The organism is Cycloclasticus sp. PY97N (genome assembly GCF_002443175.1).
Classification (GTDB): Bacteria; Pseudomonadota; Gammaproteobacteria; order Methylococcales; family Cycloclasticaceae; genus Cycloclasticus; species Cycloclasticus pugetii.
Genome location: NZ_CP023664.1, coordinates 72,675 through 97,885 on the forward strand (window position 1 = coordinate 72,675; position 25,211 = coordinate 97,885).

Annotated in this window: 26 protein-coding genes; 11 read left to right on the top strand and 15 right to left on the bottom strand. The window is 42.8% G+C overall.

The annotated features are described in order from the left end of the window. The first annotated feature begins 586 nt into the window (after nucleotides 1–586). From CPC19_RS00365 to CPC19_RS00375, 3 genes are all read left to right on the top strand, one after another. Nucleotides 587–772, top strand: coding sequence for a hypothetical protein (locus CPC19_RS00365; protein WP_016390411.1), 186 nt, complete (start codon nucleotides 587–589; stop codon nucleotides 770–772). A gap of 349 nt (nucleotides 773–1,121) precedes the next feature. Beyond that, nucleotides 1,122–2,411, top strand: coding sequence for a DUF6538 domain-containing protein (locus tag CPC19_RS00370; RefSeq protein ID WP_016390410.1), 1,290 nt, complete (start codon nucleotides 1,122–1,124; stop codon nucleotides 2,409–2,411). A 63-nt stretch (nucleotides 2,412–2,474) separates the two neighbouring features. Beyond that, nucleotides 2,475–3,134: a hypothetical protein gene (locus CPC19_RS00375; protein WP_016390409.1), complete on the top strand. Its 660-nt coding sequence runs from the start codon at nucleotides 2,475–2,477 to the stop codon at nucleotides 3,132–3,134. 19 nt (nucleotides 3,135–3,153) lie between these two features. Here the strand turns inward: CPC19_RS00375 and CPC19_RS00380 are convergent, their stop codons facing one another. Next, entirely contained in the window at nucleotides 3,154–3,609 is a 456-nt protein-coding gene (locus tag CPC19_RS00380) for a hypothetical protein (protein ID WP_016390408.1), read from the bottom strand. Between the two features lie 67 nt (nucleotides 3,610–3,676). Beyond that, on the bottom strand, nucleotides 3,677–4,399 hold the full coding sequence (locus CPC19_RS00385) for a hypothetical protein (protein ID WP_016390407.1): 723 nt from the start codon (nucleotides 4,397–4,399) through the stop codon (nucleotides 3,677–3,679). A 195-nt stretch (nucleotides 4,400–4,594) separates the two neighbouring features. On the opposite strand from CPC19_RS00385, the gene CPC19_RS00390 reads away from it, so the two are divergent. The 5 genes from CPC19_RS00390 to CPC19_RS00410 all read left to right on the top strand — a co-directional run bounded on the left by CPC19_RS00390 (nucleotide 4,595) and on the right by CPC19_RS00410 (nucleotide 8,184). Beyond that, complete coding sequence (locus tag CPC19_RS00390) at nucleotides 4,595–6,280, top strand: type IV secretory system conjugative DNA transfer family protein (protein ID WP_016390406.1); 1,686 nt, start codon at nucleotides 4,595–4,597, stop codon at nucleotides 6,278–6,280. Nucleotides 6,281–6,462: 182 nt separating this feature from the next. Then, nucleotides 6,463–6,894 carry a hypothetical protein gene (locus CPC19_RS00395; RefSeq protein ID WP_016390405.1) on the top strand — a complete coding sequence of 144 codons (432 nt, stop codon included), beginning with the start codon at nucleotides 6,463–6,465 and terminating at the stop codon, nucleotides 6,892–6,894. A gap of 4 nt (nucleotides 6,895–6,898) precedes the next feature. After that, entirely contained in the window at nucleotides 6,899–7,294 is a 396-nt protein-coding gene (locus tag CPC19_RS00400; protein ID WP_016390404.1) for a hypothetical protein, read from the top strand. Between the two features lie 12 nt (nucleotides 7,295–7,306). Beyond that, the gene (locus CPC19_RS00405; RefSeq protein ID WP_016390403.1) at nucleotides 7,307–7,570 is read left to right on the top strand and encodes a hypothetical protein; all 264 of its coding nucleotides are present in this window, start codon (nucleotides 7,307–7,309) and stop codon (nucleotides 7,568–7,570) included. Between the two features lie 110 nt (nucleotides 7,571–7,680). After that, nucleotides 7,681–8,184, top strand: coding sequence for a DUF1643 domain-containing protein (locus CPC19_RS00410; RefSeq protein ID WP_016390402.1), 504 nt, complete (start codon nucleotides 7,681–7,683; stop codon nucleotides 8,182–8,184). Nucleotides 8,185–8,193: 9 nt separating this feature from the next. Here the strand turns inward: CPC19_RS00410 and CPC19_RS00415 are convergent, their stop codons facing one another. The 7 genes from CPC19_RS00415 to CPC19_RS00445 all read right to left on the bottom strand — a co-directional run bounded on the left by CPC19_RS00415 (nucleotide 8,194) and on the right by CPC19_RS00445 (nucleotide 15,126). Next, nucleotides 8,194–9,465, bottom strand: a complete 1,272-nt coding sequence (locus tag CPC19_RS00415) for a site-specific integrase (RefSeq protein WP_016390401.1) — start codon at nucleotides 9,463–9,465, stop codon at nucleotides 8,194–8,196. A 348-nt stretch (nucleotides 9,466–9,813) separates the two neighbouring features. After that, nucleotides 9,814–10,314, bottom strand: a complete 501-nt coding sequence (gene rimI / locus CPC19_RS00420; RefSeq protein ID WP_016390400.1) for a ribosomal protein S18-alanine N-acetyltransferase — start codon at nucleotides 10,312–10,314, stop codon at nucleotides 9,814–9,816. Beyond that, nucleotides 10,314–10,982, bottom strand: a complete 669-nt coding sequence (locus CPC19_RS00425) for a uracil-DNA glycosylase family protein (RefSeq protein ID WP_016390399.1) — start codon at nucleotides 10,980–10,982, stop codon at nucleotides 10,314–10,316. Before CPC19_RS00425 ends, rimI begins: the two co-directional genes overlap by 1 nt. Next, entirely contained in the window at nucleotides 10,979–11,713 is a 735-nt protein-coding gene (gene pssA / locus CPC19_RS00430; RefSeq protein ID WP_015005022.1) for a CDP-diacylglycerol--serine O-phosphatidyltransferase, read from the bottom strand. Before pssA ends, CPC19_RS00425 begins: the two co-directional genes overlap by 4 nt. A gap of 111 nt (nucleotides 11,714–11,824) precedes the next feature. After that, nucleotides 11,825–12,841, bottom strand: coding sequence for a ketol-acid reductoisomerase (gene ilvC, locus CPC19_RS00435; protein ID WP_016390398.1), 1,017 nt, complete (start codon nucleotides 12,839–12,841; stop codon nucleotides 11,825–11,827). 63 nt (nucleotides 12,842–12,904) lie between these two features. Beyond that, nucleotides 12,905–13,399 (bottom strand): acetolactate synthase small subunit, encoded by a 495-nt coding sequence (gene ilvN, locus CPC19_RS00440; RefSeq protein ID WP_016390397.1) that lies wholly within the window; start codon nucleotides 13,397–13,399, stop codon nucleotides 12,905–12,907. Then, entirely contained in the window at nucleotides 13,396–15,126 is a 1,731-nt protein-coding gene (locus tag CPC19_RS00445; protein ID WP_015005019.1) for an acetolactate synthase 3 large subunit, read from the bottom strand. Before CPC19_RS00445 ends, ilvN begins: the two co-directional genes overlap by 4 nt. A gap of 178 nt (nucleotides 15,127–15,304) precedes the next feature. Between CPC19_RS00445 and CPC19_RS00450 the strand changes: the two genes are divergently transcribed. Continuing rightward, nucleotides 15,305–15,754: a DUF4124 domain-containing protein gene (locus tag CPC19_RS00450; RefSeq protein WP_016390396.1), complete on the top strand. Its 450-nt coding sequence runs from the start codon at nucleotides 15,305–15,307 to the stop codon at nucleotides 15,752–15,754. A 17-nt stretch (nucleotides 15,755–15,771) separates the two neighbouring features. Here CPC19_RS00450 and CPC19_RS00455 read toward each other — a convergent pair whose 3' ends face one another. From CPC19_RS00455 to CPC19_RS00475, 5 genes are all read right to left on the bottom strand, one after another. Beyond that, nucleotides 15,772–16,401 carry a thiol:disulfide interchange protein DsbA/DsbL gene (locus CPC19_RS00455; protein ID WP_015005017.1) on the bottom strand — a complete coding sequence of 210 codons (630 nt, stop codon included), beginning with the start codon at nucleotides 16,399–16,401 and terminating at the stop codon, nucleotides 15,772–15,774. Nucleotides 16,402–16,425: 24 nt separating this feature from the next. Then, nucleotides 16,426–17,601, bottom strand: a complete 1,176-nt coding sequence (gene ccsB / locus CPC19_RS00460; protein WP_015005016.1) for a c-type cytochrome biogenesis protein CcsB — start codon at nucleotides 17,599–17,601, stop codon at nucleotides 16,426–16,428. 9 nt (nucleotides 17,602–17,610) lie between these two features. Continuing rightward, entirely contained in the window at nucleotides 17,611–19,599 is a 1,989-nt protein-coding gene (locus CPC19_RS00465) for a cytochrome c biogenesis protein ResB (RefSeq protein ID WP_015005015.1), read from the bottom strand. An 88-nt stretch (nucleotides 19,600–19,687) separates the two neighbouring features. Next, complete coding sequence (locus CPC19_RS00470; protein WP_015005014.1) at nucleotides 19,688–20,299, bottom strand: cytochrome c; 612 nt, start codon at nucleotides 20,297–20,299, stop codon at nucleotides 19,688–19,690. Nucleotides 20,300–20,314: 15 nt separating this feature from the next. Continuing rightward, nucleotides 20,315–20,617 (bottom strand): cytochrome c, encoded by a 303-nt coding sequence (locus CPC19_RS00475; protein ID WP_015005013.1) that lies wholly within the window; start codon nucleotides 20,615–20,617, stop codon nucleotides 20,315–20,317. Nucleotides 20,618–20,774: 157 nt separating this feature from the next. Here CPC19_RS00475 and yihA point away from each other — a divergent pair, with 157 nt between their 5' ends. Then, nucleotides 20,775–21,377 (top strand): ribosome biogenesis GTP-binding protein YihA/YsxC, encoded by a 603-nt coding sequence (yihA, locus tag CPC19_RS00480; protein WP_015005012.1) that lies wholly within the window; start codon nucleotides 20,775–20,777, stop codon nucleotides 21,375–21,377. Between the two features lie 228 nt (nucleotides 21,378–21,605). Here yihA and polA read toward each other — a convergent pair whose 3' ends face one another. Continuing rightward, nucleotides 21,606–24,323, bottom strand: a complete 2,718-nt coding sequence (gene polA, locus CPC19_RS00485) for a DNA polymerase I (RefSeq protein WP_016390393.1) — start codon at nucleotides 24,321–24,323, stop codon at nucleotides 21,606–21,608. 145 nt (nucleotides 24,324–24,468) lie between these two features. Here polA and CPC19_RS00490 point away from each other — a divergent pair, with 145 nt between their 5' ends. Next, nucleotides 24,469–25,146, top strand: coding sequence for a TIGR00730 family Rossman fold protein (locus CPC19_RS00490; protein ID WP_016390392.1), 678 nt, complete (start codon nucleotides 24,469–24,471; stop codon nucleotides 25,144–25,146). The last annotated feature ends 65 nt before the right edge of the window (nucleotides 25,147–25,211 follow it).

A 25,211-nucleotide genomic window follows, 5' to 3' on the forward strand; every position in this document is an offset into this window, starting at 1 on the left:
TTGCCCAGACCGTGTGGTACTACCACACACATCTGGCGTAATCGGCAACTTCAAGTTTATGGCAAATTCCTTACCATTCAGTTAACGCTAACCAATCGGGTTATACAGACTTAACCCTGCATTTAAAGGTAAAAACTACCCGTAAAAATTGCATCCCAAAATTAGGTTAGGGACATCCTATAAAGTAATAAAGGGGTGCGTAAATAGCTGAGCAGCAAGTAATTTTAATCAGCAATGACAGGCTAAGACAAGCCCAGACGGTACGTTAAAAATAATTTCAAGATTTAGTATGCAAGCCATATGGATTACAAATTTAATCTGCATAAAAATATACAGAACAACCTATGGTTAAGCGTTTTTTAACCAAAATATGATCTAATAGACATGTTGCAGTAGCCCGACTTTACAGGGGTTATATACCCCAAGTCAGGCTGCTTTTAGTAATCGGGGGTGCAACACGAGGGGGATGTCTGCTTCAGGCTTGACATGCCCCTTATTACACCTTCATTTATTACTCTATCACAGGAAGATTTAACAAAGCTTTAAGCGGTTAAATCGAGTGGCTAACAAGAAAAGGAGTAATACCATGTCACAACGTGTTTCTGACGAAGAACTGAAAAAAGCTTATGAGGTTGCGGCTAAAGTTGTCGCTATTCATGGAGAAACCTACCTGCCTATTTTTGAACGATTAGAGCGTGAATACGAAGCCAGAATGCAAACTAAGAAAGCTTTGGCTCGCGCGCAAGCCGTTGCCGAAAATGTGAGCATCTAAACTTACCCAAAGGCGAGTTTCTCGCTTGACGGTTTTTCATTGACTTAATTGGTCATGATCTTTACTTGTAACTCAAAATCGCTGGGATACTAAAACAGACACAAAACGGGATACATTTTAAAGTATCACTTGAGGGTTAAATACCAAGGCATTGAAATTGCTAATAAAACCAATTTCACACTTGCCACATAGGCAGACACCGTGTCCTCCATTTCCCTTAACAATATTTTAAATAATTATCCGGTAACATATTGTATAGGCACAATTTTGCTTTTTACTAAGCAGTGCCCCGTCTGTTGCATCCCCGATTTGAGTTACATTTTGGGATACAAATTGGGATACATGGACGATGACCGATTACTTGATGCAAAGAAATGGTGTGTATTATTACCGCCGCAGAGTGCCAGAATATGTGGCACATTTTGACCCTAGAAAATTTGTGCGCAGCTCGCTTCAAACGCGAGATCGCCGCGAGGCTATGCGCAAATCAATGATTCACAATGATTTTATTGAGGAATACTGGCGCAGCCTTGTTCTTCAGCATGGCGAAGCCAGCCCTAAAACCGACTATAAGCTTGCAGTAAAACGGGCAAGAACCTTTAACCTTAATTACCGTAGCGCTGTTGAAATCAGCGAAGCGCCCATTGATCGCATCGTTGGACGCATTACCCATGTAAGCAAAGAATTAGAGAGCACAGATACGGTAAAAGCTGTGCTTGGCGGCATAGACAAACCTAATGTTTTGCTAAAAGACTGTTTAAAGCAATATTGGGAAATCACAAAAATTCGGCTGGTTAACAAATCACCTATCCAGATCAGAAAATGGCGTAACCCCAGACTAGCTGGCTTTATGTTTTTTATTGATGTTCTCGGCAAAGATAAAGCGGTACAGGATTTACAGCGCTCTGACATCCTTAAATTCCACACGGCATTAAGAGACCGCATTGCCAAGCGAGAAATATTGGCCAATACAGCCAATAAGAACCTTGGTTATGTGAAAGACATACTTGCGACCATTGCCCTAGACAACGAAATAGATATAAATTTTCGCCGCCTCTTTGAGGAGCTTAAATTTAAAATGGAGAAAAATTCGCGTCAGCCTTTTGAGGCCAGCTATGTTCAAAATACTTTGCTCAAGGGCGATGCTCTTGCTGGGCTTAATGATGAAGCGAGAATGCTGATATTCGCGATGAGCGACACAGGCGCGCGCGAATCAGAGCTGATTGGGCTGCGCAAAGAGGATATTATCCTTACTGGAGAAATTCCGTTCATTTGGATTCAGCCTTATGAAGGCCATGCATTAAAAACACCACATTCTGATCGCAAGATCCCGCTTGTCGGTGCATCTTTGCATGCATTCCAAAACCAGCCACATGGCTTTCACCGCTATAGCAACTCAGATACTGCATCCACAGCGATTAACAAATATCTACGTGAGAACGAATTACGGCCAACGCCGAAACAAACACTTTATTCACTGCGGCACACCTTCAAAGACCGCTTGCGGGATATTGGAGCGCCAGAAGAAGTGATTGATGAGCTAATGGGGCATAAAAGCCGTGGCCCGAAATATGGTCGAGGGCACCTGCTAGAAAAGAAGCATGAATGGTTAGAGCGAATTGCATTTGATATTAGTTGACATAAAATTCAATAGTGTTTATGACAATAGATGCGTGAATTAAACAATTGATGGACTAAGTAGATGGGTATTAAAAAAACAAAGTTGGGAATAGCGGCAGGCGTGCTTTCTTTTAGCTTTTCTATGGCTGCTCAAAGCCAAGCTAAAGAACTGCCTTTGCCAGCATTTCCAGCTACTTTTGAAGATGCAGTATACAACGGTGAAAAAGGTTGTATTCCTAACGACCCTAAATATCGCTTTGCGGTAATGGAAAATGAAGGCATGACCAATGTTGGTCGTCACCCAATGCTTAGCATCCCAAGAGAAGGCGCTTACATTTTAGTGATGATGTATAACAAAGAGCTGCATTACGGCTATATGATGTCCAACAAGGCTGACGGCAAGCTTTGTGTTGTAAATAAAATCCATTACTTAGAATCTCAAGAAAAGGCTACGCTTTTAAACTTTAATAAAGTAACTGAAATTGACTTAATTAAAACAAACGAATGTACGTTTGAAGCACAGGTTCTTAATCTATGTGGCACATTTAAGCAGATCTCAGAACGGCTCACGAAAGCTGGATACCGTTATGATTGGCAAGCCAAAAACGAAGATGGCAATATTATCACTATGTTATCAGGTGCAGGGCAGAGTTGGATCTTAACTACTCATGCTCAAACAGGCGCGACAATTTTTACAGGTGCAGGAAAAGGAGAGTTTAAATTCTCTGAAGCGCCCAAATAATAAGTTAATGCACGTTAAATTAACGAGCAGCCGTTTTATTTAATTCGCCAACAACTAACTGGAGGTATGTGGTCACACGATCAACATAGAAATTAAGTACATTCTCGCTATTGTTATCGAAAGTATTCAGTAACTGCTCGTATTGTTTTCGCGTCATTTTAAAATCAAAATGCTTTTCACCGTGATCTTTATGTTTCAACCAAACGGATGTGCTAACGACTTGCGGTAACGCTAGATTGAAACAGCGGCCAACTTCAGGGTTAGTGAGTAATTCACTTTCAAGATCCTTCAAGAACGCTCTGGTAAATTGCTCATTGAGTTGGACGCGGAACCGTCCTAAGTCACTGGTGCTTGAATGTCCTGTTTCTTGCTTATGTAAGGCAAGGCAGCGATAACATTCAGTGCGTCCACATTCACAGTTATCTAAGTTTTCGTCAGAAAAACTTTCGCCACACCCAGAACAAATCGCTCTCATTTTCGTAGCCCACAAAATCTATTTAATTGAAAGTATAACGGGACTCATAAAAAAGACTCAATAGCGCTTATATGGCTTCTTCATAGAGTGAAAAAATAAGCAGCATACACAACACCATATTGCATTTAGCTTCGAATATCATTGACTCAAGCTTATTGCGTTTATCTTCTTCGACTTGCGATAGCATTTTTTCATGCATTTGTGCGTGAGTAACGCCTGTTGCATTACTTTCATGAATCGTCTGCGACATCATCACCGTTAACACCAGATAATAAAGCTTACAAAACGCATAATGCCTTGGGTATTGCGTCTTGCGAATACCATAGTTTTTCTCAGACAACCGGATCAGTAAATTCAAGATACGGTAACGGAAAAAATGATGAGTAGCCGTTTTTTCCTGACCTTGCTGGCCATTTACAGTGATTGCCCCCGTATCTCTGTAATTCTTAAAATCTTCATAGCTTATTTCTGAGCCATATTGGCTCAATATTTCACCTGATTTCTCTTTCAGTAATTCCAGCATTTGATTAAACACTGCGACATCTCCGAACTTGGTGAGGAAGTCGCCCATTTTGTTGTTGCTGGTTGGAAAGTGGCCATCTAATAACCAAACAACACGCTCACCTATATCGGTAAATATTTTTTGTACGGACTGGCGTGATATGCCGACTTGATCAGCGCATTTCTGAGCACTCATGCCCATTGTGTATCCAGCAACCACTTTAAAGACCGTTGCTTGCGGGATTTTTGACGCTTCATAAAACGGCTTCTTTTTATATCGCCTGACCATATTCCCGCTCTCAAAACTTCATTTTAAAAGCCCTAGATCATACCTGAATTTACAAGCGGGGCAATTTGCTTGGCAAGCTTCGGCGAAGCGCTGGCATGCTGTCACCGCTTGGTTATTATCGTCTTAGCTTTGCAAAGCCTTCAAAAATTATTTTAACCAGTTAGCTCCTGACACTTCAGGGGCATGGAGGCTTATATGATCCGTAGAGAAGATCTATCCAAAATTCTAAAACCTGTCAGTTGGGCTGTGTTTTGGGGCTTATCAGCCAGCGCTTGTGTTTATCATCGCGCTGAGCTGCCAATACTTGCTGAATTAACAGCGGCTTTTTGTGCCTATCGTAGCTGGAAGAATATTTCAGAATCATGGCCTTTATGGCTGCATGGCCGTTATCAGTATCTACTTTTAAAAGCAGCGGAAACGCCATCTGAAAAGTTTGGTAAAGCTGGCTTTGCCAGTGAAAAAGATATCGAAACGGCTGGCCTGTTTGATCCTAATAATGGCGTGCCTATTGGCTGCTTTAATGGTCGCCCGATGTTTTACCCATTTACGCATGCCTTATGCGTAGCGCCTGCTGGCTCAGGCAAGTCGATTTCAATTGCTTTACCGTCAAAGCTGCACGGTTATCGCGTAAGCGATGAGGCAGGCCACAGCGAGGCAGCATCTGTAGTTGTAACGGACATTAAAGGTGAAATTGCCGCTATGACTGCGCGTATGAGCGAAACGCAGCACAAACACAAAGTGTTTTACCTTAACCCAGATCAGCTATTTGGTTTCCCCAATAGCTGCTTTAACCCGCTGCAAATGGTGATTGATGATATGGCGTACCCGCCAATGAATCAAAACGCCTTAGCAGACGCGCAAGAGTTAGTGCATCAGCTCCTGCCTGAGCCTGCTGAAGGCGATAAGAACAAGTTCTTTCGTAGTGGCTCTCGCAATATGATTTTAACCGCAATGCTGTTTCTGGCGGCTGAAAATCCAGCGTGCTGCACCTTGCCAGAATTGTTTCGCACTGTCAGTAGCGCCAAGCGTTTAAAAGAGCTGCTTGAAGAAGCGGCAAACTCTACTGCGCTATCTGGTGATATTGCGCTACTTGCTTCTGGCCTGCTGGATGCAGAAGAAGATTACTTCGCTGATTTTCTAACGGGTGCACTTCAAGTGTTAATGCCGTTTAGCCCTTCTACACCGCTGGCGCAGTCAGTGAGTAAGAGTGACTTTACCTTTGAGGCGCTAAAACAGGAAAAAACCAGCGTATACATTATGTCGCGCTACGACCGCCGCGCAGCCTATGCGCCATGGATTGGGCTTGTAACCAAAGCGGCAATCAAGTCATTGATCCGCACTGAAGGCAATGTGCCTGTGCATTTTCTGCTGGATGAAGCTACAAACATTCCCTTGCCAGGTCTTGCGAATGACTTAACCGCTTTGCGCGGCTATGGCCTGCGCTGCCAGTTCATCTGTCAGGCAAAAAGTGAAGTGTCACGCATCTACGGTAAGGAAGCGACACAGACCTTTTATTCGCAAACTGATCTCAAGCAATTTTTTGGTGTTTCATCGCTTGAAGAAGCAAAAGAAATATCAGACATGCTGGGCAACCACACCATTAAAACCCATAGCTTTGGTACGTCAGCAACCAGTCCTGACGCAGATCTAAAAGACTCAATTGCTGAAACCACCCGCGCCTTAATGCGCCCAGAAGAAGTGCTGCGCATGCCCAATACAGATCAAATCATTTTGGTCGGTGGCGTAGCGCCAATATACGCAGAACGGCTGCCATACAACCTAGTGAAGTCATGGCATGCCGCGCTTGATGAAAATCCGCTTGAAGGTGGAAAGCTACCCCCTAATACGCAAATGAATATTCGCTACAAGGAGGTGCACTAATGCAAAAGCTGACCGTGCGCTTTCGAAAGAAAAAGCGCTACCGATTTTCGCTCTCGTGGTTTTTGGGATCGATATTGAAGCTACTGCTTTGGATATGGGCGCTCAGAGTGACCGTTATACCGAGCATTTTTATTTACCTGCTGTATCAGTGCAGCACTTAGCAGACATAAAGGAGAACAACCATGTTTAACGTATTACTCGAAAAATGTGCAGATTGGCTACTACCCATCATCGGCGGATGCCTTGTTTGGTATAGCGTGCATTATTTTGCATTAACGCCGCGCATTATCACTATTGATAGCAAACGTTTTTATGTGCAGGACAGCTCGCTTCCAAACCAAGTAAACAACTGTTTGCGCGAACGTTTAGGGCGGCAAGTATTGCAAACTGGATTAATGGAAGCGGCTTTATACACCGCAACCCTGAAACATTTGGCAAAGCCATATCAAGACGTTTTAGCCAATGCCTATGTAGCTTTGGATGAAACTTGCGGCGTGAGCTACGCAAGGCGCAAAGCCCTAGAAAAAAAGCGTAGCGAGGCTGAAGCGATCAACACCATTAGAAATGTAACTGAAAAAATTAAATTCTGGCGCAAGCTACTAACGGGGAAATAACACCATGCAAAAAATAATTTATAGAAAAGACGACATTATTGTGAGCACAGCACTGTTTAAAACAGCGCGCCGCACCTATCGCATTAGCGATATTGAAAAAATCGCTATCAAGCGGCCTCTGCTGTGGTTCTCGCTGCCCATAGCACTTGGTAGCTTTGCGTTACTGAGTAACTTTCAAAGCTACCTCTATGTGCATGAGCGCTGGTTTTGTATGGCAGGCTTTATATTGGTGCCTTTAATCGGCTGGTTTATCGCCACTTTGAATGTGACATCCAGAGCTTACACCAATGACTTAGCGGCCATTGGCTGGATGCCGACATTATCGGCAGCCAGAAACGCGCTGGATACGGTTATTTTTAAAACGAAGTACAGGGCTGATGTGATCAGCCATGAAGAATAAAGGGGAATAATCATGGTTAGAGAATATTTATCAACTAAGGATCTATGCCAGCGTTTTCGCTGTTCGTCACGCACCATTTTTCGGCGCATGACGCGTGAAGAAAACCCATTCCCGCAACCGCTTATCAGGCAAGCAGGCAGCTTTAACTTATGGTGCGCGGATGCTGTGACAGAATGGGAAGCGTTGGAAATAGAACGATCCGAGAATAGCCGCTGGGGCGGCATTAACGCCAGCCCACCAGTAGCCGTTGAAAAACTAGCTCGGCGCTGGCATTAAAATAGCTCAAAAAAACGGGTGCAATTGCAGCACCCGTTTTTTTAACTAGGCCTTAAAGTTAATGATGAATTAATTGAATTTAGATACTCTAAAGAGAAAAAGGGTATTTCATGTACAATTTATATGTATCAAACGATCAAGATACTGCGCGTTTTATTTTAGGCAAGGAAGGTAAGCGTAAGCTATTTGTTATTGGCTTAAATCCGAGTACAGCAAACAAAGAAAAATCAGACACAACCGTCGCAAAAGTGGAGAAAGTTGCAAAGCTAAATAGCTTTGATGGATTTGTCATGGCAAATCTATACCCTCATAGATCGACAGACCCAAGCAACCTTCCTATTTCAGTTGATAAAGGCCTGATTAAAAGAAATATTGAAGAAATTAGAAAACAAGCAAGTCTAGATAGCTTTCCCGTATTCTGGGCAGCATGGGGTGGAAACATTGTCACAAGAGAATATCTGACAGCGGCCTTCCATCAGATCGATGCTCTTGTTCGTGAGTTAAACGGGACATGGGTCAATTATGGAGAGCTCCTAAAAGGCGGCCATCCTCGTCATCCTTCACGATTGTCCTACTCATGGAGCTTCCAAAATTTTGACCCAAACCTGTATTAAGATAAAAAACTAAAAAGCTCTTTTCCTGAACGCCACAATCTTATCAGGCTCGTACACAGGGCTTCGCGGTCTATCATCCACTAGCGCAAATAGCTTTTCACACCACGCCTCATAAGCTTCGGCTTGTTCTGCCAAATAATCATAATGATCATAAACCCGCGCCACCTGACTACCCACTGCATGGCCAAGCATGACTTCGGCCACATGAAAGCTGGTGATCGTCGAAAAGCGTGAGCGCGCGGTGCGGCGCAGATCGTGCATTGAAAAATGCGCCATTTCATAGCCTTCATAGCGGCGAAGGTGCTGCATAATGTTATATGGCAGCGCTAAAGGCGCACGAATGCCCATCATTTCGTCTGAACCATCATTGGTAAAGGCATACTGACTATCAGAGCTAAGCGCAAAAGCCTGCTTCAAATAAGCCGCTATTGACGGGGTGATGGGGCGCAGCAATGGCTTACAGCTTTTCTTACCCAGCTTGTGATTTTCCGGCGGGATCGTCCAGATACCGGCCTTAAAATCAAAATGCTGTTTCTCAGCCTGCCGCAGCTCACCATTACGGCAGCCGTATATCAGGCAGAGTTTTACAAATAGCTTGTTCTTTGGCGTGATGCGGGAGTTATTGACCGCCAGCCAAAGCATTTTGATTTCATCATCATGCAAACAGCGGTCAGTTGAGCGCTTCTGGATCTGTAGGTCTTCTTTTGCGTAGATGTCAGACAGCGGGTTGATTGGCACCAGCTTGCGTTTCATCGCGAATTTATATAGCTGCTTAGCGTTCACCAAAATACGCTCAGAGATTGCAGGCTTGGTTTTAGCGAGGGCTTCTAAAATTTCCAGCCATGCGTGTAATGTGATTTTCTCCGCTGGCAATTTCCCTAGCTTTGGAAACACATGAATTTCAAAGCTGCGCTTGATTTCTGTGTGGCCTTTTTTGTTATGAATGCAATATGCCTCATACCACAAGTCGAACAGCCCTGTGAGCGATTCAGCTGCGATAATGGCTTGTTTCTCAAGCAAGCGCACCACTTTGGGATCATGCCCCTGCTCAAGCTGTTTTTTGAGACGCTGCGCTTCTGTTCTGGCCTCCTTTAAGCTCATCAGTGGGTATGAACCTAAATCTACGCGGCCAGCTTTACCAAAATACTGGTAACGCAGCGTATAGGTAATTTTGCCTTTTGGAGACAACCGAGCGCTCAGACCGTCACGATCTGTTTTCTCTGCGGCTTTGTCTCTCAGCTTTCTATTGTTGGCTTTTAGCCATGTTTCAGTCAGTGCCACCTTTCAGTCCTTAGCCCGCTTTGCGGATCTGTTTGTACAAATTTTTTAAGGAAGGTTTGTACAACGAAATTTGTACGAGAATTTGTACAAATTTCTTCTGACTGAGGATGACATAGACTGTCTTGAGATGGTGATAGGACAACCAAAGACGCGTTATAACATTTTGTTTTTAATAGAAAATGTGTCTTTTGTTGTCTTAACTTGGCTTAGGTAACTTTATTCGGGTGGGAGATAATGGCAAACGTTCGCCGTTTTTTAAATTCGCTAGACATGCTGATTAACTACTTAAAATAATGATTTGGCATTATACGGCAAGCGATTGTTAGCTAATAATGCCAAAGGAGCTTTTTACGCAGAATCTGATGTTAAATCCAAAGATAAGACCAAGGCATCTTCTTTACCATCGGCTGTTGGGTAATAATTTTTACGTTTGCCAATTTTTTTAAAACCGGCGGTTTTATAGAGTTGAACGGCTGCTGTATTGGAGGGTCTTACTTCTAAGAAAACACTGTTTGCATTTTTTTTCTTCGCGATAATCAGCACTTCTTTTAGAAATTGTCGACCTAATCCTTTGCCTTGGTAGGCAGGGTCCAAGCATATATTTAAGATATGCGCTTCGCCAACTGCGACTGATAAAATAACATAGCCTACGAACTGACCGTCTTTAATAAAGGCCCAATTTGAATAGCCAATTTTTAAACAATCTTTGAAGATGCCTTCACTCCAAGGGTAGCTATACATTTGCCGCTCAATTGTCAGAACTTTGGGAATATCGTTTGTTTTTAATGGGCGTAAATAATCCACTTGAGGGCCAGTTAAACTCAGCAACGATTTTAATTTAGTTAACATCAAGCCTTGCTAACCAGCGTTCTTGCCAGTTGTAGATCGTCCCAAGCTTGCCTTTTGGCTGAAGGTGTTTTTAATAAATCGCGTGGGTGACAACTGACCACTATTGGTGTGGGCACATCATCAACCTTATGCACTGTTCCTGTTAGGTGGCTTAACGATTCGTTTGATTTTAGTAAGCTTTGTGCTGCCTTTTCACCCAATACAAAGACAAGCTGTGGTTTTACCAATTCTATTTGACGAATCAAGTAAGCTCGGCACGATAATAACTCGACCTTTTCCGCTTCAACATTAGCTGAACGACACTTAACACTGTTTGTTAAATGAACTGTCGATTTTTTAACCCCGACCGCCAATAACATTTCTGATAATAAGTGAGCCACGTCACCAGTTAATGGCCGCCCTTCTCTATCATCTTGTTGTGTTGGAAAGTCACCAACGATGAGCCAGTCGGCGTGCATTGGGCCATCGCTAAACACTAGCTGGTTCCTAACAGCTGAAGCCTCACAACGTTGGCAGTTTGACGCTATTTCGTAAAGCTCTTGAAGGGTGTTTGCTGTAACGTCGTCACTGACTTCTTCGGCGATTACTTGTTCTTGCCTGCTCCTCTCTTGCCAAACTTGAACGCCCATCAGATCCAAGTAGGCTAGCTGCCTATTGGATGTTGTCATTCAGTTTTATCGCGTTGTGTTCGGCGCAATAAGCGCATCGTTAGTACTAGTCCAGATAAGGCATACACTAAACACATAATAAATAATATTAACGGAGGCGCAGCATAGATTAAGGCTAAAACCAGCATAACAATCACGGCAACGACAAAAGGCACCTTGCCCGTAAAATTAAGCTCTTTGAAACTATGGTAACGAATGTTACTAACCATTAATAAACCCGCACATAAGGTGACTGTTAGTAAGCCTGCCGTCGCCGCGGTGCCTGTTAATTGGTAGTCTTCCATTAACCACACATAGCCGGCCACTAGGGCAGCGGCAGCTGGGCTGGCTAACCCTTGAAAGTAGCGTTTATCAGCAATGTTATGCTGAACATTAAAGCGTGCTAAACGTAATGCACCACACGTTGCATATACAAAGGCTACCATCCAACCAAACTTGCCTAAGGACGACAGCCCCCACGAATAAGCAACTGCTGCAGGTGCCACACCAAATGAAACCAAGTCAGCCAAGCTATCGTATTGTGCACCAAACTCGCTTTGAGTATTGGTCATGCGTGCAACACGGCCATCAAGGCCATCCAGCACCATGGCAATAAAAATAGCAATAACAGCTATTTCAAAATGGCCATTAACTGCGCCTGTAATCGCATAAAAGCCAGCAAACAAGGCGCTGGTTGTAAATAGGTTTGGCAGTAAATACAGCCCTTTGGATGGAGGGGGTGTTTGTTTCATCAAGTACTAACTCCGTTGGTTGTATTTTTAGTATAGCCTAGCATCATCTATATAATGACAAAAAAAAGCGGCCGTTAAAACGGCCGCTTTTGTAGTCTTTAAAAAAACGACCTAGTTTTTAGTTTTATCAACTAAAGCATTGGCAGTAATCCATGGCATCATTTCACGTAATTTTCCGCCAACTTGCTCAATTTGGTGTGCCGCATTATTTCTGCGGTTTGCTGTCATTGATGGGTAGTTAGTCGCCCCTTCAACAATAAACTGTTTAGCATACTCACCATTTTGAATGTTTCTTAACGTTTCACGCATTGCTTCACGAGATTCGTCATTGATCACTTTCTTACCGGTTACATACTCACCATACTCAGCATTGTTTGAGATCGAGTAGTTCATGTTTGCAATGCCACCTTCGTACATTAAATCCACAATAAGTTTTAACTCATGCAAACATTCAAAGTACGCCATTTCTGGTGCATAGCCGGCTTCAACCAATGTTTCAAAACCCATTTTAACAAGTTCAACCGTACCACCACATAAAACAGCTTGCTCACCGAATAGGTCAGTTTCTGTTTCATCTTTAAAGGTTGTTTCGATAATACCTGTACGACCGCCGCCAATTGCTGATGCGTATGACAAGGCGATATTTTTAGCTTTGCCAGATGCATCTTGGAAAACAGCAATCAAATCGGGAATACCACCACCGTTTTTAAATTCGTTACGTACGGTATGTCCAGGCGCTTTAGGTGCAATCATAATCACATCTAAGTCAGCACGTGGTACCACTTGGTTATAATGAATAGCAAAACCGTGTGCAAATGCTAATGCAGCACCTTGCTTAATATTTGGCTCAATTTCTTCTTTATATAACTGAGATTGAAATTCGTCCGGAGTCAAAATCATTACTAAGTCAGCAGATGCTACCGCTTCAGCCACTTCTTTAACCGCTAGGCCAGCTTCTTGTGCTTTAGCCACTGAACTTGAGCTAGCTCTTAAACCAACAACAACATTAACGCCAGAATCTTTTAGGTTATTTGCATGCGCATGGCCTTGTGAACCATAACCAATAACAGCTACTGTCATTCCTTTAATGATTGAAAGGTCCGCGTCTTTATCGTAGTAAATATTCATCTTTTTCCTTAATTTTATTAAAATTTAACCGTCCTGCCTGCGCAAGACGCCGCACTTAACTTGTTACAGCGTTAACGATCTCTCACCACGAGACAAACCGATGACACCGGTCCGAACAACATCAATAACTTCATTTTCCAATGAAGACAAGAAATCATCCAACCAAGCTTTTTCGCCTGATAATTCAACAATCAAATAGCCATCCGTTTCATCGGTAATACGGGCTGATGAATCGGTGCCTAAACTGTCAATTTTTTGCAACATGGCATCATTCTTTTTCACCTTCAGCAAAACTAGCTCGCGTTCTAATGAAAAGGACTCTGATAAATCAATTAACTTCACCACATCAATTAATTTATTCAGTTGCTTTTTAATTTGCTCAATTGTCTCATCATTGCCAACGGTTACCAATGTTAGTCGAGACAAGGTAGGGTCTTGAGTCGGTGCAACCGTTAAGGACTCAATGTTGTAAGCTCTAGCAGAAAACAAGCCTGAAACACGCGACAAGGCACCGGCTTCATTTTCCAATAAGACTGAAATAATATGCTGACGACTCATGCCAATATCCTTTTATACTTTGAGTTTGGCGCCATTACCATATCATTATGAGCTTTACCTGCCTCAATCATTGGATATACGTTTTCTTCTGTATCTGTTAAAAAGTCTAGAAAAACCGTACGATCTTTCATCGCAAAGGCTTCCCTTAGCGCCGGCTCTACATCTTCTTTTTTAGTCACTTGAATACCCACATGACCATACGCTTCTGCTAACTTTTTAAAGTCTGGTAATGCCTCAAGGTAAGAATGCGAATAACGACTTTTATAAGTGAACTCTTGCCACTGACGCACCATGCCTAGATAACCATTGTTTAAGTTAATCACTTTCACGGGAGTATCGTATTGCAACATGGTCGATAACTCTTGCAGGCACATTTGTATGCTTCCTTCGCCGGTTACACAAGCAACATCAGCCTCTGGGTTAGCAAACTTTACACCCATCGCCGCCGGCAAACCAAAACCCATTGTTCCTAAGCCACCAGAATTGATCCAACGACGAGGTTTATCAAACGGGTAAAATTGTGCGGCAAACATTTGGTGCTGGCCCACGTCCGATGTTACAAAGGCTTCACCGTTCGTTACCTTATACAGTTGCTCGATAACATATTGTGGTTTGATAGTGCCGCTGTTCTTATCGTATGCCATGCAATCTACTGCACGCCATTCGTCTATTTGTCGCCACCAATCAGCAATACGCTCACGATCAAAGGTTTCACCTAAACTCTCTATTTGTGCAAGCATATCTAATACAACAGGTTTTACCTGTCCAACAATAGGCACATCAACCGTAATGGTTTTAGAAATAGAGGCGGGATCCACATCAATATGAATAATTTTGGCATTTGGGCAAAACTCGGCAATTTTACCTGTTACCCGATCGTCAAACCGAGCGCCGATAGCAATAATTAAATCACTATCATGCATTGCCATATTCGCTTCGTAAGTACCATGCATACCCAGCATTCCTATAGACTGCGGGTCTGTGCCTGGAAAGGCCCCTAAGCCCATTAAGGTCTGAGTAACAGGGAAATTCAACGTCTTACAAAGCCGTCTAAATTCTTCGCTAGCTTCACCTAAAATAACGCCACCACCACTGTATATTACAGGGCGTTTAGCTGCTTTAATCAGTTCAATTGCTTTTCTTGTTTGACCAATATTGCCACTAATTATTGGTTTATAAGAACGCATGACTACTTCTTCAGGATATTGGTAAGGCACCTTAATATCAGGGTCTGTTATATCTTTAGGGATATCAACCACAACAGGGCCTGGGCGACCTGACATAGCCAAATAAAACGCCTTTTTCATCGTTTCAGCAATATCGGCAACATCCTTTACCAAGAAATTATGTTTTACGCACGGGCGAGTAATACCGACTGTATCAACTTCTTGAAAAGCATCGGTACCAATAACTGCTCGAGGCACTTGCCCAGTGATCACCACCAGAGGAATTGAGTCCATATAGGCTGTAGCAATGCCGGTTACTGCATTTGTCGCACCGGGACCAGAGGTAACAAGTACCACACCAGGCTTACCTGACGAGCGCGCATAACCATCGGCCGCATGAGTAGCACCTTGCTCATGGCGGACCAACACGTGTTTCACATCTTCTTGCTTAAAAATAGCATCATATATATGTAATACGCACCCACCAGGGTACCCAAACACGTATTCCACACCCTCATCTTTTAAGGATTGGATGACGATTTCACCGCCACTTAGCTCCACAATGATTCTCCAAAATTCAACTGATTTGATTCGATCTAAAATAAATTCGATTACAACATGAAATCGAACTGGACAAAATACTAACTTTTGTGCATTTGGTCAAGCTCTTTCATTAGTCACACAGTGCTATATACTTAACCAAAAGACACTAATCCTACATAATCATAAGGACTTCCCTATGTATCGCGCTTTGATGTTTTGTTCTTGCTTACTTTTTGCTCAATTTGCTTATTCGGCCATTTACCAGTGGGTTGACCACCAAGGTAATACTCACTATAGCCAGCACCCGCCAGCTGACAAATCCATTTCGACTCAAAACATTACTGTCACGAAAAAACCTGTCGCCGATGCTAAAAAAAACCAACAATCAATTCAAGATAGTGCCAATGAAATAGCCAAATCTAATGCTGAACGTCAAGCTGCTCATGACAAACTGCAACAACAGGCTGAGGAAAACAAGCGCCTCCAGGAAAGCTGCGAGGCCAGCAAAAAGAGCCTTATTGAATTAGATTACGGCGGTAACCGTTTGTACAAAGACACTGAAGGGAACTATTCTCGCTTCACTGACGAAGATAAAAACAAACAGCGCGAACAACTTAACGACTTTATCAACAAGAACTGTCGCTAAATCACCGCACTGTGAATTTATTTTGTTTTTCTTTCCTTAGCCAACAGGTAATCCATAATCTTCAACATGTTCTGGTAACTCTTCGCCATTGACCCTGTGATAAGGTATTTACCTTCAACCACTATAGCCGGTACGCCTGTTACGCCATAACGGTCAACCATATCCTTCGCTCTTGCTACTTTTGTATTTACAATAAAGGAATGGTAGGTCTTTTTAAATAACGCCTCATCTATTCCATACTTCGTATAAAAGTTAGCCAGTTGATTGACTGTATTAATGACTGCCTTTTCTGCATGCATAGCATGAAATAACGCACCATGTGACTCATCTAATACGCCTAAGATATCGGCTGCGAAGTAGGCTCGTGCATGTCGCTCCCACTGTTCATTGAAAACCGCAGGCAAGCGAGCAAAATTTACGTCGGCAGGAAGGCTTGCTACCCAAGGATCTAATGTAGGCTCAAAGTGGTAACAATGCGGACAGCCATACCAAAAGATTTCCAATACTTCGAGGCGGCTTGAATCATCTGTGGGTTGAGCAGGTTTAATCAGCTGATAATCAACACCTTCTTTAAACTCAACGTCTGCGGCAAAAGAAGAACCTGCTGATATAAAAAAAATACTCAATAAGACCAATAGTTTATTCATTATTCTCTCCTAAAATTGATAACGCTAAAGTTCGCCGTATGAATGCAAACCAGACAAGAACATATTGACACCCAAAAAGGCAAACAAGGTAACAAACAAACCAACAATGGCCCATGCAGCCATCGGTTTTCCACGCCAACCTTTTGTTAACCTCATATGTAACCAAGCTGCATAATTCAACCAAACAATTAAGGCCCAAGTTTCTTTAGGGTCCCAAGACCAATAACCACCCCATGCTTCAGCCGCCCATAACGCGCCTAAAATGGTCGCCAAGGTAAAAAATGCAAACCCTAGAGCGATGGATTTATACATAAGGTCATCAAGAATATCTAACGCAGGCAAGGCCATTGCAATACTATTCGAGTTAAGTCGTTCCGCTCTGACACGAATTAAATAGGCAGTTGCTACCATAGCAGCTAAGGCAAACGCACCGTAACCAACGAAGTTGGCTGGCACATGAATTTTCATCCAATAGCTCTGTAAGGCCGGCACTAATGGTTGAATATCGGCGGCATCTCTATCAAACGCATACCAAAGCAAAAAGGCAACCGCTGCACTAATAATTAGCAGTACAAACCCGCCTAACATGCGTGTCTGATAACGACGCTCGTAAAACAAATACAACAAGGCCGTAATAATTGAAAATAAAATAAACACTTCATACAAATTGCTCACTGGGATATGCCCAACATCTAAGCCGATAAGGTATGACTCTCTCCAACGAACCATTAACCCAACCAAACCCATTGTTGTTGCCGACCAGGTCATCGCGCTGGCAACTTTCCCTATAAAGTCTGAACGTGCAAAAAACGCAATAAAGTAAGTAACCGTTGCAAGCACATACAGTGCGCTCATCCACATAATAGCTGATTGACTTGATACCAAAAACCGCAAAAAGAAATCCGTCTCCACATCAGTCAGCCCGTTTGTGTAGCGACTAATGCCAAAAATACTGAGTAAAAAAACTGCCAGTGACAGCCCCCTAATTTCTTTCCAATGCCAACCTAAGGCAACTAAACTGATACCGGTTGAAAATAAAATAACCTGCTCATATACATCCATTAACGAGGCATAGCTCGCATAGGCATATCCGCTGCCAAGCAACACCATAATCGCCCACACCCAATCAACTATACCGAGCCCTTTCCAAAAAGATTGCTGATCTAATTCTTGTTGCAACGCTGCATGTGTACTGTTCATATCGTTACCTTAACCTGTTAAAACACGATCAAACTGTGCTTGGATCTGTTTATATTGTTTCGAAAAGTCTAATTTATTTCTAATCGCATGACCGGCCAAAACAAACCTTAGCCCGCCATCTTTTTCTTCCAGTCGTGCCCATAACCGCTGCTGAGGGGCATAAAACATTAAGAACACCCCTAATATCAGCATCGCACAGCCCGGGTAAACTAAGTTCTTCCCTGGTGCCTTCGCAATTTGCAAGCCACTCGCTTGCAAATGAACAAAGCTAGCAAGTTGAAAATAGACTGGTGAGCCATAACGGCCAATTGCACTCATTGCCGCCGAGGCAGCATCAAAAAACTCAGCCTTTTTTTCATCTATACCTAAGCTGACATCTACGCCTTCATTCAACAATACATCAACATATACTGCGCCCAACATTTGTTGAAGCACCCTAACGTAAAGTTTGGTGACTTCTTCACGTTTATCAGCTGGTACATTTTTCTCAACATTATCGATCACGCCATCCATTCCATTTTCAATAAATAGCCCTACCAATTTAATCATCGCTTCGTTTAATTGCGCAGCATCAGTAGACGGTAAGGTCGAACCGGCAAAATTTTGCTCTGTTACTATTCTACGCAACAACTCTTCATTACCAAGCGCATGCAGATAATTCATAAACCGTTTTATACTGCCTTTATCGTCTGCGGGAATATACAAATACCTAAACTCCTCAGCCGGTGAACTACGCACCCCACTTAAATAATAATATGCACCTTCTTTTTCTACTGGCACCATATAGTTTAAATACTCTTTCGCTTCGCCCGTTTTGTCACGCATTTTAAACTGTACGCTAGGGCCTGCATTTTCAAACTTTTTATCCGCCTCAGCCGATGGATTGATATTAAATAATCGAAAATCAGATGGTTCTAGAATCCACCTCTCACCAGATAAATTTATTGGTACTTCCGCACCAACCTTAGTGTCCACCTTTTTACCTACATTACTTTCGCCGTTTAGTGGCCAAGCAAGCATTTCTAGTTTAGAGCCACCATCAGAAAAACTGGCCTGATAAATAGAATACCCATCGTAGATTAACGGATGATTAACGGAAATAGTTTGCTCTAAGGGTTGATCCAAGCGCTCGTCATAAATCACCAAATCACTTTCAAATGATTTCGGCTGACCGCTTTCATAATGCTCTATTCTAAAATCTTTAACTTCCACCGTGAAGGGCAGCTCTTGCACCAAGTAACCGTCTTTATAGTTAAGAAACAAGACATCTGTTTGACGACCTTCTGGTATCGAAACACTGCCTCTAAAAGACTGATTATTAATACCTAAGCGACTGACCTCAGGCACCTCATTGGCTACAATGTTTTGAGTTTCAGGTATGATTTGACCCAACATTTCTCGTGCTTTCAAGACTGCATTACCATCTATCAAGCCGCCAATACAGATAAGCACAATAGCTACGTGCGTTAAAATATAGCCCAGTCTGCTAGCCCCACCTTTCATACCAGCAATCAAGGTATAAGACTCACCCTCTTTCAGCCGAGCACTATAGCCATTATGTGAGAATATCTTTTGCGTAACATGCTGCACATCAGCCATCGGTTGAGGTAACGTCCAACTATAGGTGTTTGAATAATTCTCCAAGGTTTTAAGTTGGATGTTTTGCCTATATTCACGCATTTCGCGCAACATATTTGGCGCGTTTTTATAAATACAAGTACTGGTAGACAGCACCAGAAAAAGCAAAATAAATAAAAACCAACTGGACGAATAAACATCATAGAGCCCAAGTTGATTAAACACATCAAACCAAAAGGGTCCAAATTTTATTATATAGTCTGTGTATGACTGGTTTTGCTGTAAAACCGTCCCAATAATGGCCGCTATAGATAGCGCCACTAAAAGGGTTATCGCCAAGTTCATCGACCCCATAAACTTCAACAACAAGGCTGAGGTTCTAACTGACGAAGTACTTGTCGCTGGTTGTGGATTTTTCATAAGAAATTTTAGGCTGCGCTTGCGCAAGCACTAAGCTAATAGCAAAAAGGGGCAGCAAACTGCCCCTTTTTGCAGAAAAAACGTTCGTTTAGTGCAAACCAGAAATATATGATGAAACTGCTTCAATTTCTTTATTGTTCATCCGACCAGCAATGTCACGCATCATTGCTTGATGATCGTTATTTCGTGTTTCTGCTTTGAAATCCTTCAGCGCTTTAGATAAATAAGCTGCGTGCTGACCGCCAATACGTGGGAAACGCGCTGGCGCACTACCTGCCCCATTAGGGCCATGACATGCAATACAAGCCGGTAAACCATTATCAACCTTTCCAGCACGGTATATCTTTTCGCCCAGCTTAATTTTATCTGCGCTAGCCGCCTCAACCGTTGACGGCACGCTGGCAAAGTAAGCCGCTAAATTTTCAATATCAACATCTGTCAAACCGGCAACCATTGGCGCCATTGTTGGGTCATTTCGTTTTTTACTTCGAAAGTCGTGCAGTTCTTTTTCAATATAATAAGCATGCTGCCCCGCTAACTTTGGCCACATCGGATTGGAGCTGATGCCATTTTGACCGTGGCAAGCCGCGCAAACTGCTGCACTCGCCTTGCCGGCTTCAATATCACCAACGGCAAAAGCATTCGTTGATACTAAGGCAGTAAAAAAACAAACCAATAATATGTTCAATTTCATCATCATTCCAAGCCTACTTATTTATTTAATTCCAGCATAATATGCCGCAAGATTCGCCACGTCATCGTCAGTTAAAGCACTAACCATCGCCTGCATTGAAGGGTCTTTGCGCACGCCTGAACGAAAGTTGTTTATTTGCTTTACCAAGTACTGTTCTTTTTGACCCGCTAAATTAGGGTAAATACCCATAGGACTAATGCCAGCCACACCATGGCAAGCCGCACATTGCGCTGATTTTGCTTTACCTGCTGCCGCATCACCCGCCCATGATTGACCAGTAATTGATAGCAGTAAAACGGCTATCGCCAGTAACACCTTATTCATCTTTATTTCTCCAATATATTTAGCTTAACGCTAGACTAGCGCGTAATTTTACAATAAATTTAATTGAATTTAGTATTTTTCTAAGTGATTTGTTGTTATCCCCACTGCAAATTGCTTGCTCCGGTACAATAAACAAATTTATCGCTTGGCTTGTAACATGAACCCTCTTTATCACCGCGCAGAATACTTACTAAACGCTCCCAACCTCAAAACAACTCCTAAAGGGGTTGAATATGAGGTGGCCTTTGCTGGTAGATCTAATGCTGGAAAATCCAGCGCCATCAACACATTGACCAACCAAAAAAGCCTCGCCAGAACCAGCAAAACGCCCGGCAGAACTCAACAACTTGTCTATTTTAAGCTTGATGATCAGCGCTGTCTTGTTGATTTACCCGGCTATGGCTTCGCTAAAGTCCCGCCTAAAATTCAGCAACAGTGGCAAACTGAGCTTGAGCGCTACCTAGAAAAAAGGCAGGCACTGCACGGTCTGGTTTTACTCGTCGATATCCGCCGCTCTTTAGGTGAGTACGATAGGCAAATGATTGACTATGCTACTCATCTAAATTTGGACGTCTTTGTAGCCCTAACCAAGGCCGACAAACTTAATCGAAATAACGCTAAAAACACTTTATTTGCCGTTCAAAAACAACTTAAAGATTCACCTGGAAATGTACAAGTTGAGCTATTTTCTTCGCTAAAAAAAGAAGGTGTCGAACAACTACATAACTGGTTGGATGAGCACCTTAATGTACAAAAATAATAGGCAAAAAAAAGCTCTAGAACCATACAAATAGCCTAGAGCCTTATAAAACCCCGGTTATTGCTAACCGGAAACTTGCTCAAGGGGAGGGGAAGTTTATGAGCAAGTATATCTTTACAGATACAACTAAATAGACTGCGCGTTTTAAAAAAAGTTCAACATTAAGTATTTTTTCAACACGCGCCTATCCTTCAAAGCTCTGTTCAGTTACAGCAAACATATCACCGATCAATGCGCTTCATCCCAGTTCTTACCCATACCAACATCCACGACTAATGGCACATCCAAAGATGCTGCCCCACTCATTTTTTGTTGAATAATGCTCGCGGCCTGATCTAAATAACTGTTTTCGACTTCAAACACTAATTCATCATGCACCTGCATCACCATTCGCACAGCAGGTTTATCAACTTGCAACCAATTATCCACCGATAACATGGCTAACTTAATAATATCTGCCGCTGTTCCTTGCATGGGCGCATTAATAGCTGTTCTTTCGGCATACTGCCTACGTTGCCCATTCTTAGCCAGAATATCAGGCAGGTATAAACGTCGACCGAATAACGTTTCAATATACCCTTGCTCACGCGCCAGCTCACGTGTTTCGTCCATATATTGTTTTACGCCTGGATACCTTTCAAAATACAAATTGATATAGCCTTGAGCAGCGCCGCGATCAATATCTAACTGTTTCGCTAAACCAAACGCAGACATGCCATAAATTAAGCCGAAATTAATCGCCTTAGCCGAACGGCGCTGATGAGTCTCAACTTGATCAACGGGCACACCAAACACTTCTGCTGCTGTTGCCTTATGCACATCTAAACCCTCTTTAAAGGCTTGCAAAAGACCCGTGTCCTGCGATAAATGCGCCATAATCCGCAACTCAATTTGTGAATAATCAGCTGCCATGACAGTAAAGCCTTCCTCTGCAATAAATGCTTGGCGAATCCTTCGACCTTCTTCACTGCGTACCGGAATATTCTGTAAATTCGGATCAGATGAAGATAATCGTCCCGTTGCCGCAACCGCTTGGTGATAGGAAGTATGCACACGCCCAGTTACTGGGTTAATTTGTTTTGGTAATTTATCGGTATAGGTTGAGCGTAACTTACTCAAACTACGGTGCTCAAGAATCAAGCGCGGCAAGGGAAAGTCAACGGCTAAATCTTGCAAAACGCTCTCCGCCGTCGAAGGTTGACCCTTGGGTGTTTTCTTTAAGACTGGCAAGCCTAATTTATCGTACAGAATCTCTTGAATTTGCTTTGGCGACCCCAGATTAAATGCTTGGCCCGCAGCCTCATGGGCCTGCGTTTCCAAGGCTTTAATGCTGGCTGTTAATTCGCCACTTTGCTGGCTTAACATTTGCTCATCAACCAACACCCCTGTTTGCTCCATTCTGGCTAACACAGGCACCAGTGGCATTTCTATCGTTTCATAGACCGTTGCCAAACTGTCTATTTTCTTTAACTGAGGAAAAATATGCTGATGTAAACGTAACGTAATATCAGCATCTTCCGCTGCGTAAGGTGCTGCCAGCTCAATAGACACTTGATCAAAACATATTTGTTTTGCGCCTTTACCCGCCACATCTTCGTAATGAATAGTTTCTTGCCCCAAGTATTTTTCAGCCAAAGCATCCATATTGTGCCGCGATGCAGTGCTATTTAAAACGTAAGACTGAAGCATAGTATCGTGATAAATTCCCGCCAAGCTAATACCGTGATTAGCAAGCACGTTCGCATCATATTTAAGATTTTGACCGACCTTACGAGCACTTTCTGACTCTAATAAGGGTTTTAATTGATCCAACACCCATTGCCTAGACAGTTGTTGTGGCGCACCGGGATAGCTATGAGCCAACGGAACATAGGCCGCATGACCTGCTTCAATAGCAAATGAAACACCCACGACCAATGCTTTCGTATAGTCTAAATGTGTTGTTTCGGTATCAAAGGCAAACAACTCTGCCTCTGTCAGCTTTGCCAACCATTGGTTAAATGTTGCTTCATCTAGAATCGTTTCTACGGTTAATTCAGTTTTTGCCGGTAACGGTTTCTCATCCACCTGTTCGCTGGCAACGGTCGACGCCTTTGTTCCACCCAACTGTTTTAACCATGAATTAAACTCATAATGGCTTACCATCTCCTTTAAGGTTTCTGTATCCGGCTGCGTTCTTATTAAATCCGCCGGAGCCTTATCTAACGGTACATCACATTTAATCGTTACGAGCTCTTTTGATAACGGAATCGCATCAAGGTGATCACGCAAACTCTCACCCACTTTGCCTTTTACTTCATCAGCCTTTGCGATAATTTCATCCAGTGAACCGTATGCATTGAGCCACTTTGCAGCCGTTTTTGGTCCCACTTTAGGCACACCCGGAATATTGTCGGAGGTATCGCCCATCAAGGCTAAATAATCAATAATCATGTCAGGCGGCACACCAAACTTTTCCTTCACGCCTTCTTCGTCCAGCCATTGGTTATTCATGGTGTTAATTAACGACGTTTTATTGGTGACCAGCTGCGCAATGTCTTTATCGCCTGTTGAAATAACAACATTAAGATCTTCCTCTTCGGCCTGCTTAGCCAATGTACCAATCACATCATCCGCCTCAACACCTGGCTCCATAACTAAAGGTAGCCCCATTGCTTTTATTAACTGATGTAATGGCTTAATTTGCTCTCGCAACTCGTCAGGCATTGACGCCCTGTTGGCTTTATACTCAGGATACATATCATTACGAAACGTTTTTCCTGGGGCATCAAATATGACTCCAAAATATGCCTCTGGGTACGTCTCAACCAGTTTTTTAAGCATGTTTGTTACGCCTAAAATGGCGTTGGTGTATTCACCTTTTGAGTTTGTTAATAATGGCAGTGCATGATAGGCACGAAATAAGTAAGAAGAGCCATCTACCAATACCAATGTTTTTTCAGCCATGAACCTATCCAATATTTATATACGCAAGATTATACCCAAGGGTATCGAGCAAAGAACATAAGTTTCACTCAGGCAACATCGATCCTTTAATTTAGCCTTATACTGCGCAAACCGATTACCATGTTATAAAAAACAGGAGCAGCAGATGAGCGATCAAAAACGCGAAGCATGGAAAATTTTTCAAATTATTGCCGAATTCGTCGATGGTTTTGAACAGCTCTCACACATTAAGCCTGCCGTCAGTGTCTACGGTTCTGCACGGCTCAATGAAGATCACCCTGATTACCAACGCGCCGAAGCCATTTCCCTTGCCTTATCCAACGCCGGCTTTTCTGTTATTAGCGGTGGTGGCCCTGGCATTATGGAAGCTGCCAATAAAGGCGCCTTTAAAGGGCCGTCTTCAAGCATAGGGCTTAATATTCTGTTACCACATGAACAACAGTCCAACCCTTACCAAGACGTCAGCTTAAATTTCAGACATTTTTTTGCCCGTAAAGTCATGTTTGTCAAATACGCCACCGCTTACGTTGTCTTACCGGGTGGCTACGGCACCTTAGACGAACTGGCTGAAATTTTAACCTTGGTTCAAACAGGCAAGACTCGAAAGATACCCATTATTCTCGTTAATAAAGAATTCTGGAACGGCCTAATTGATTGGTTTTCAAACACCTTAGTGGCAACAGGAACCCTTAAAAAAGAAGACCTCGATCTATTTCAGCTTTGTGAAACACCCGAGGAGGTGCTAACAGCTATTTTTGACTTCTACGAGCAGCGTGGATTTGCGCCTTCTGCCGAAGAAGAAGAAATACTGCTAGAGCTTTAAAACCGCTAAAACAAAGCCAAATTGTAAAAACTCACCAGTTAGTGTCATAATTGGAGAAACACTTT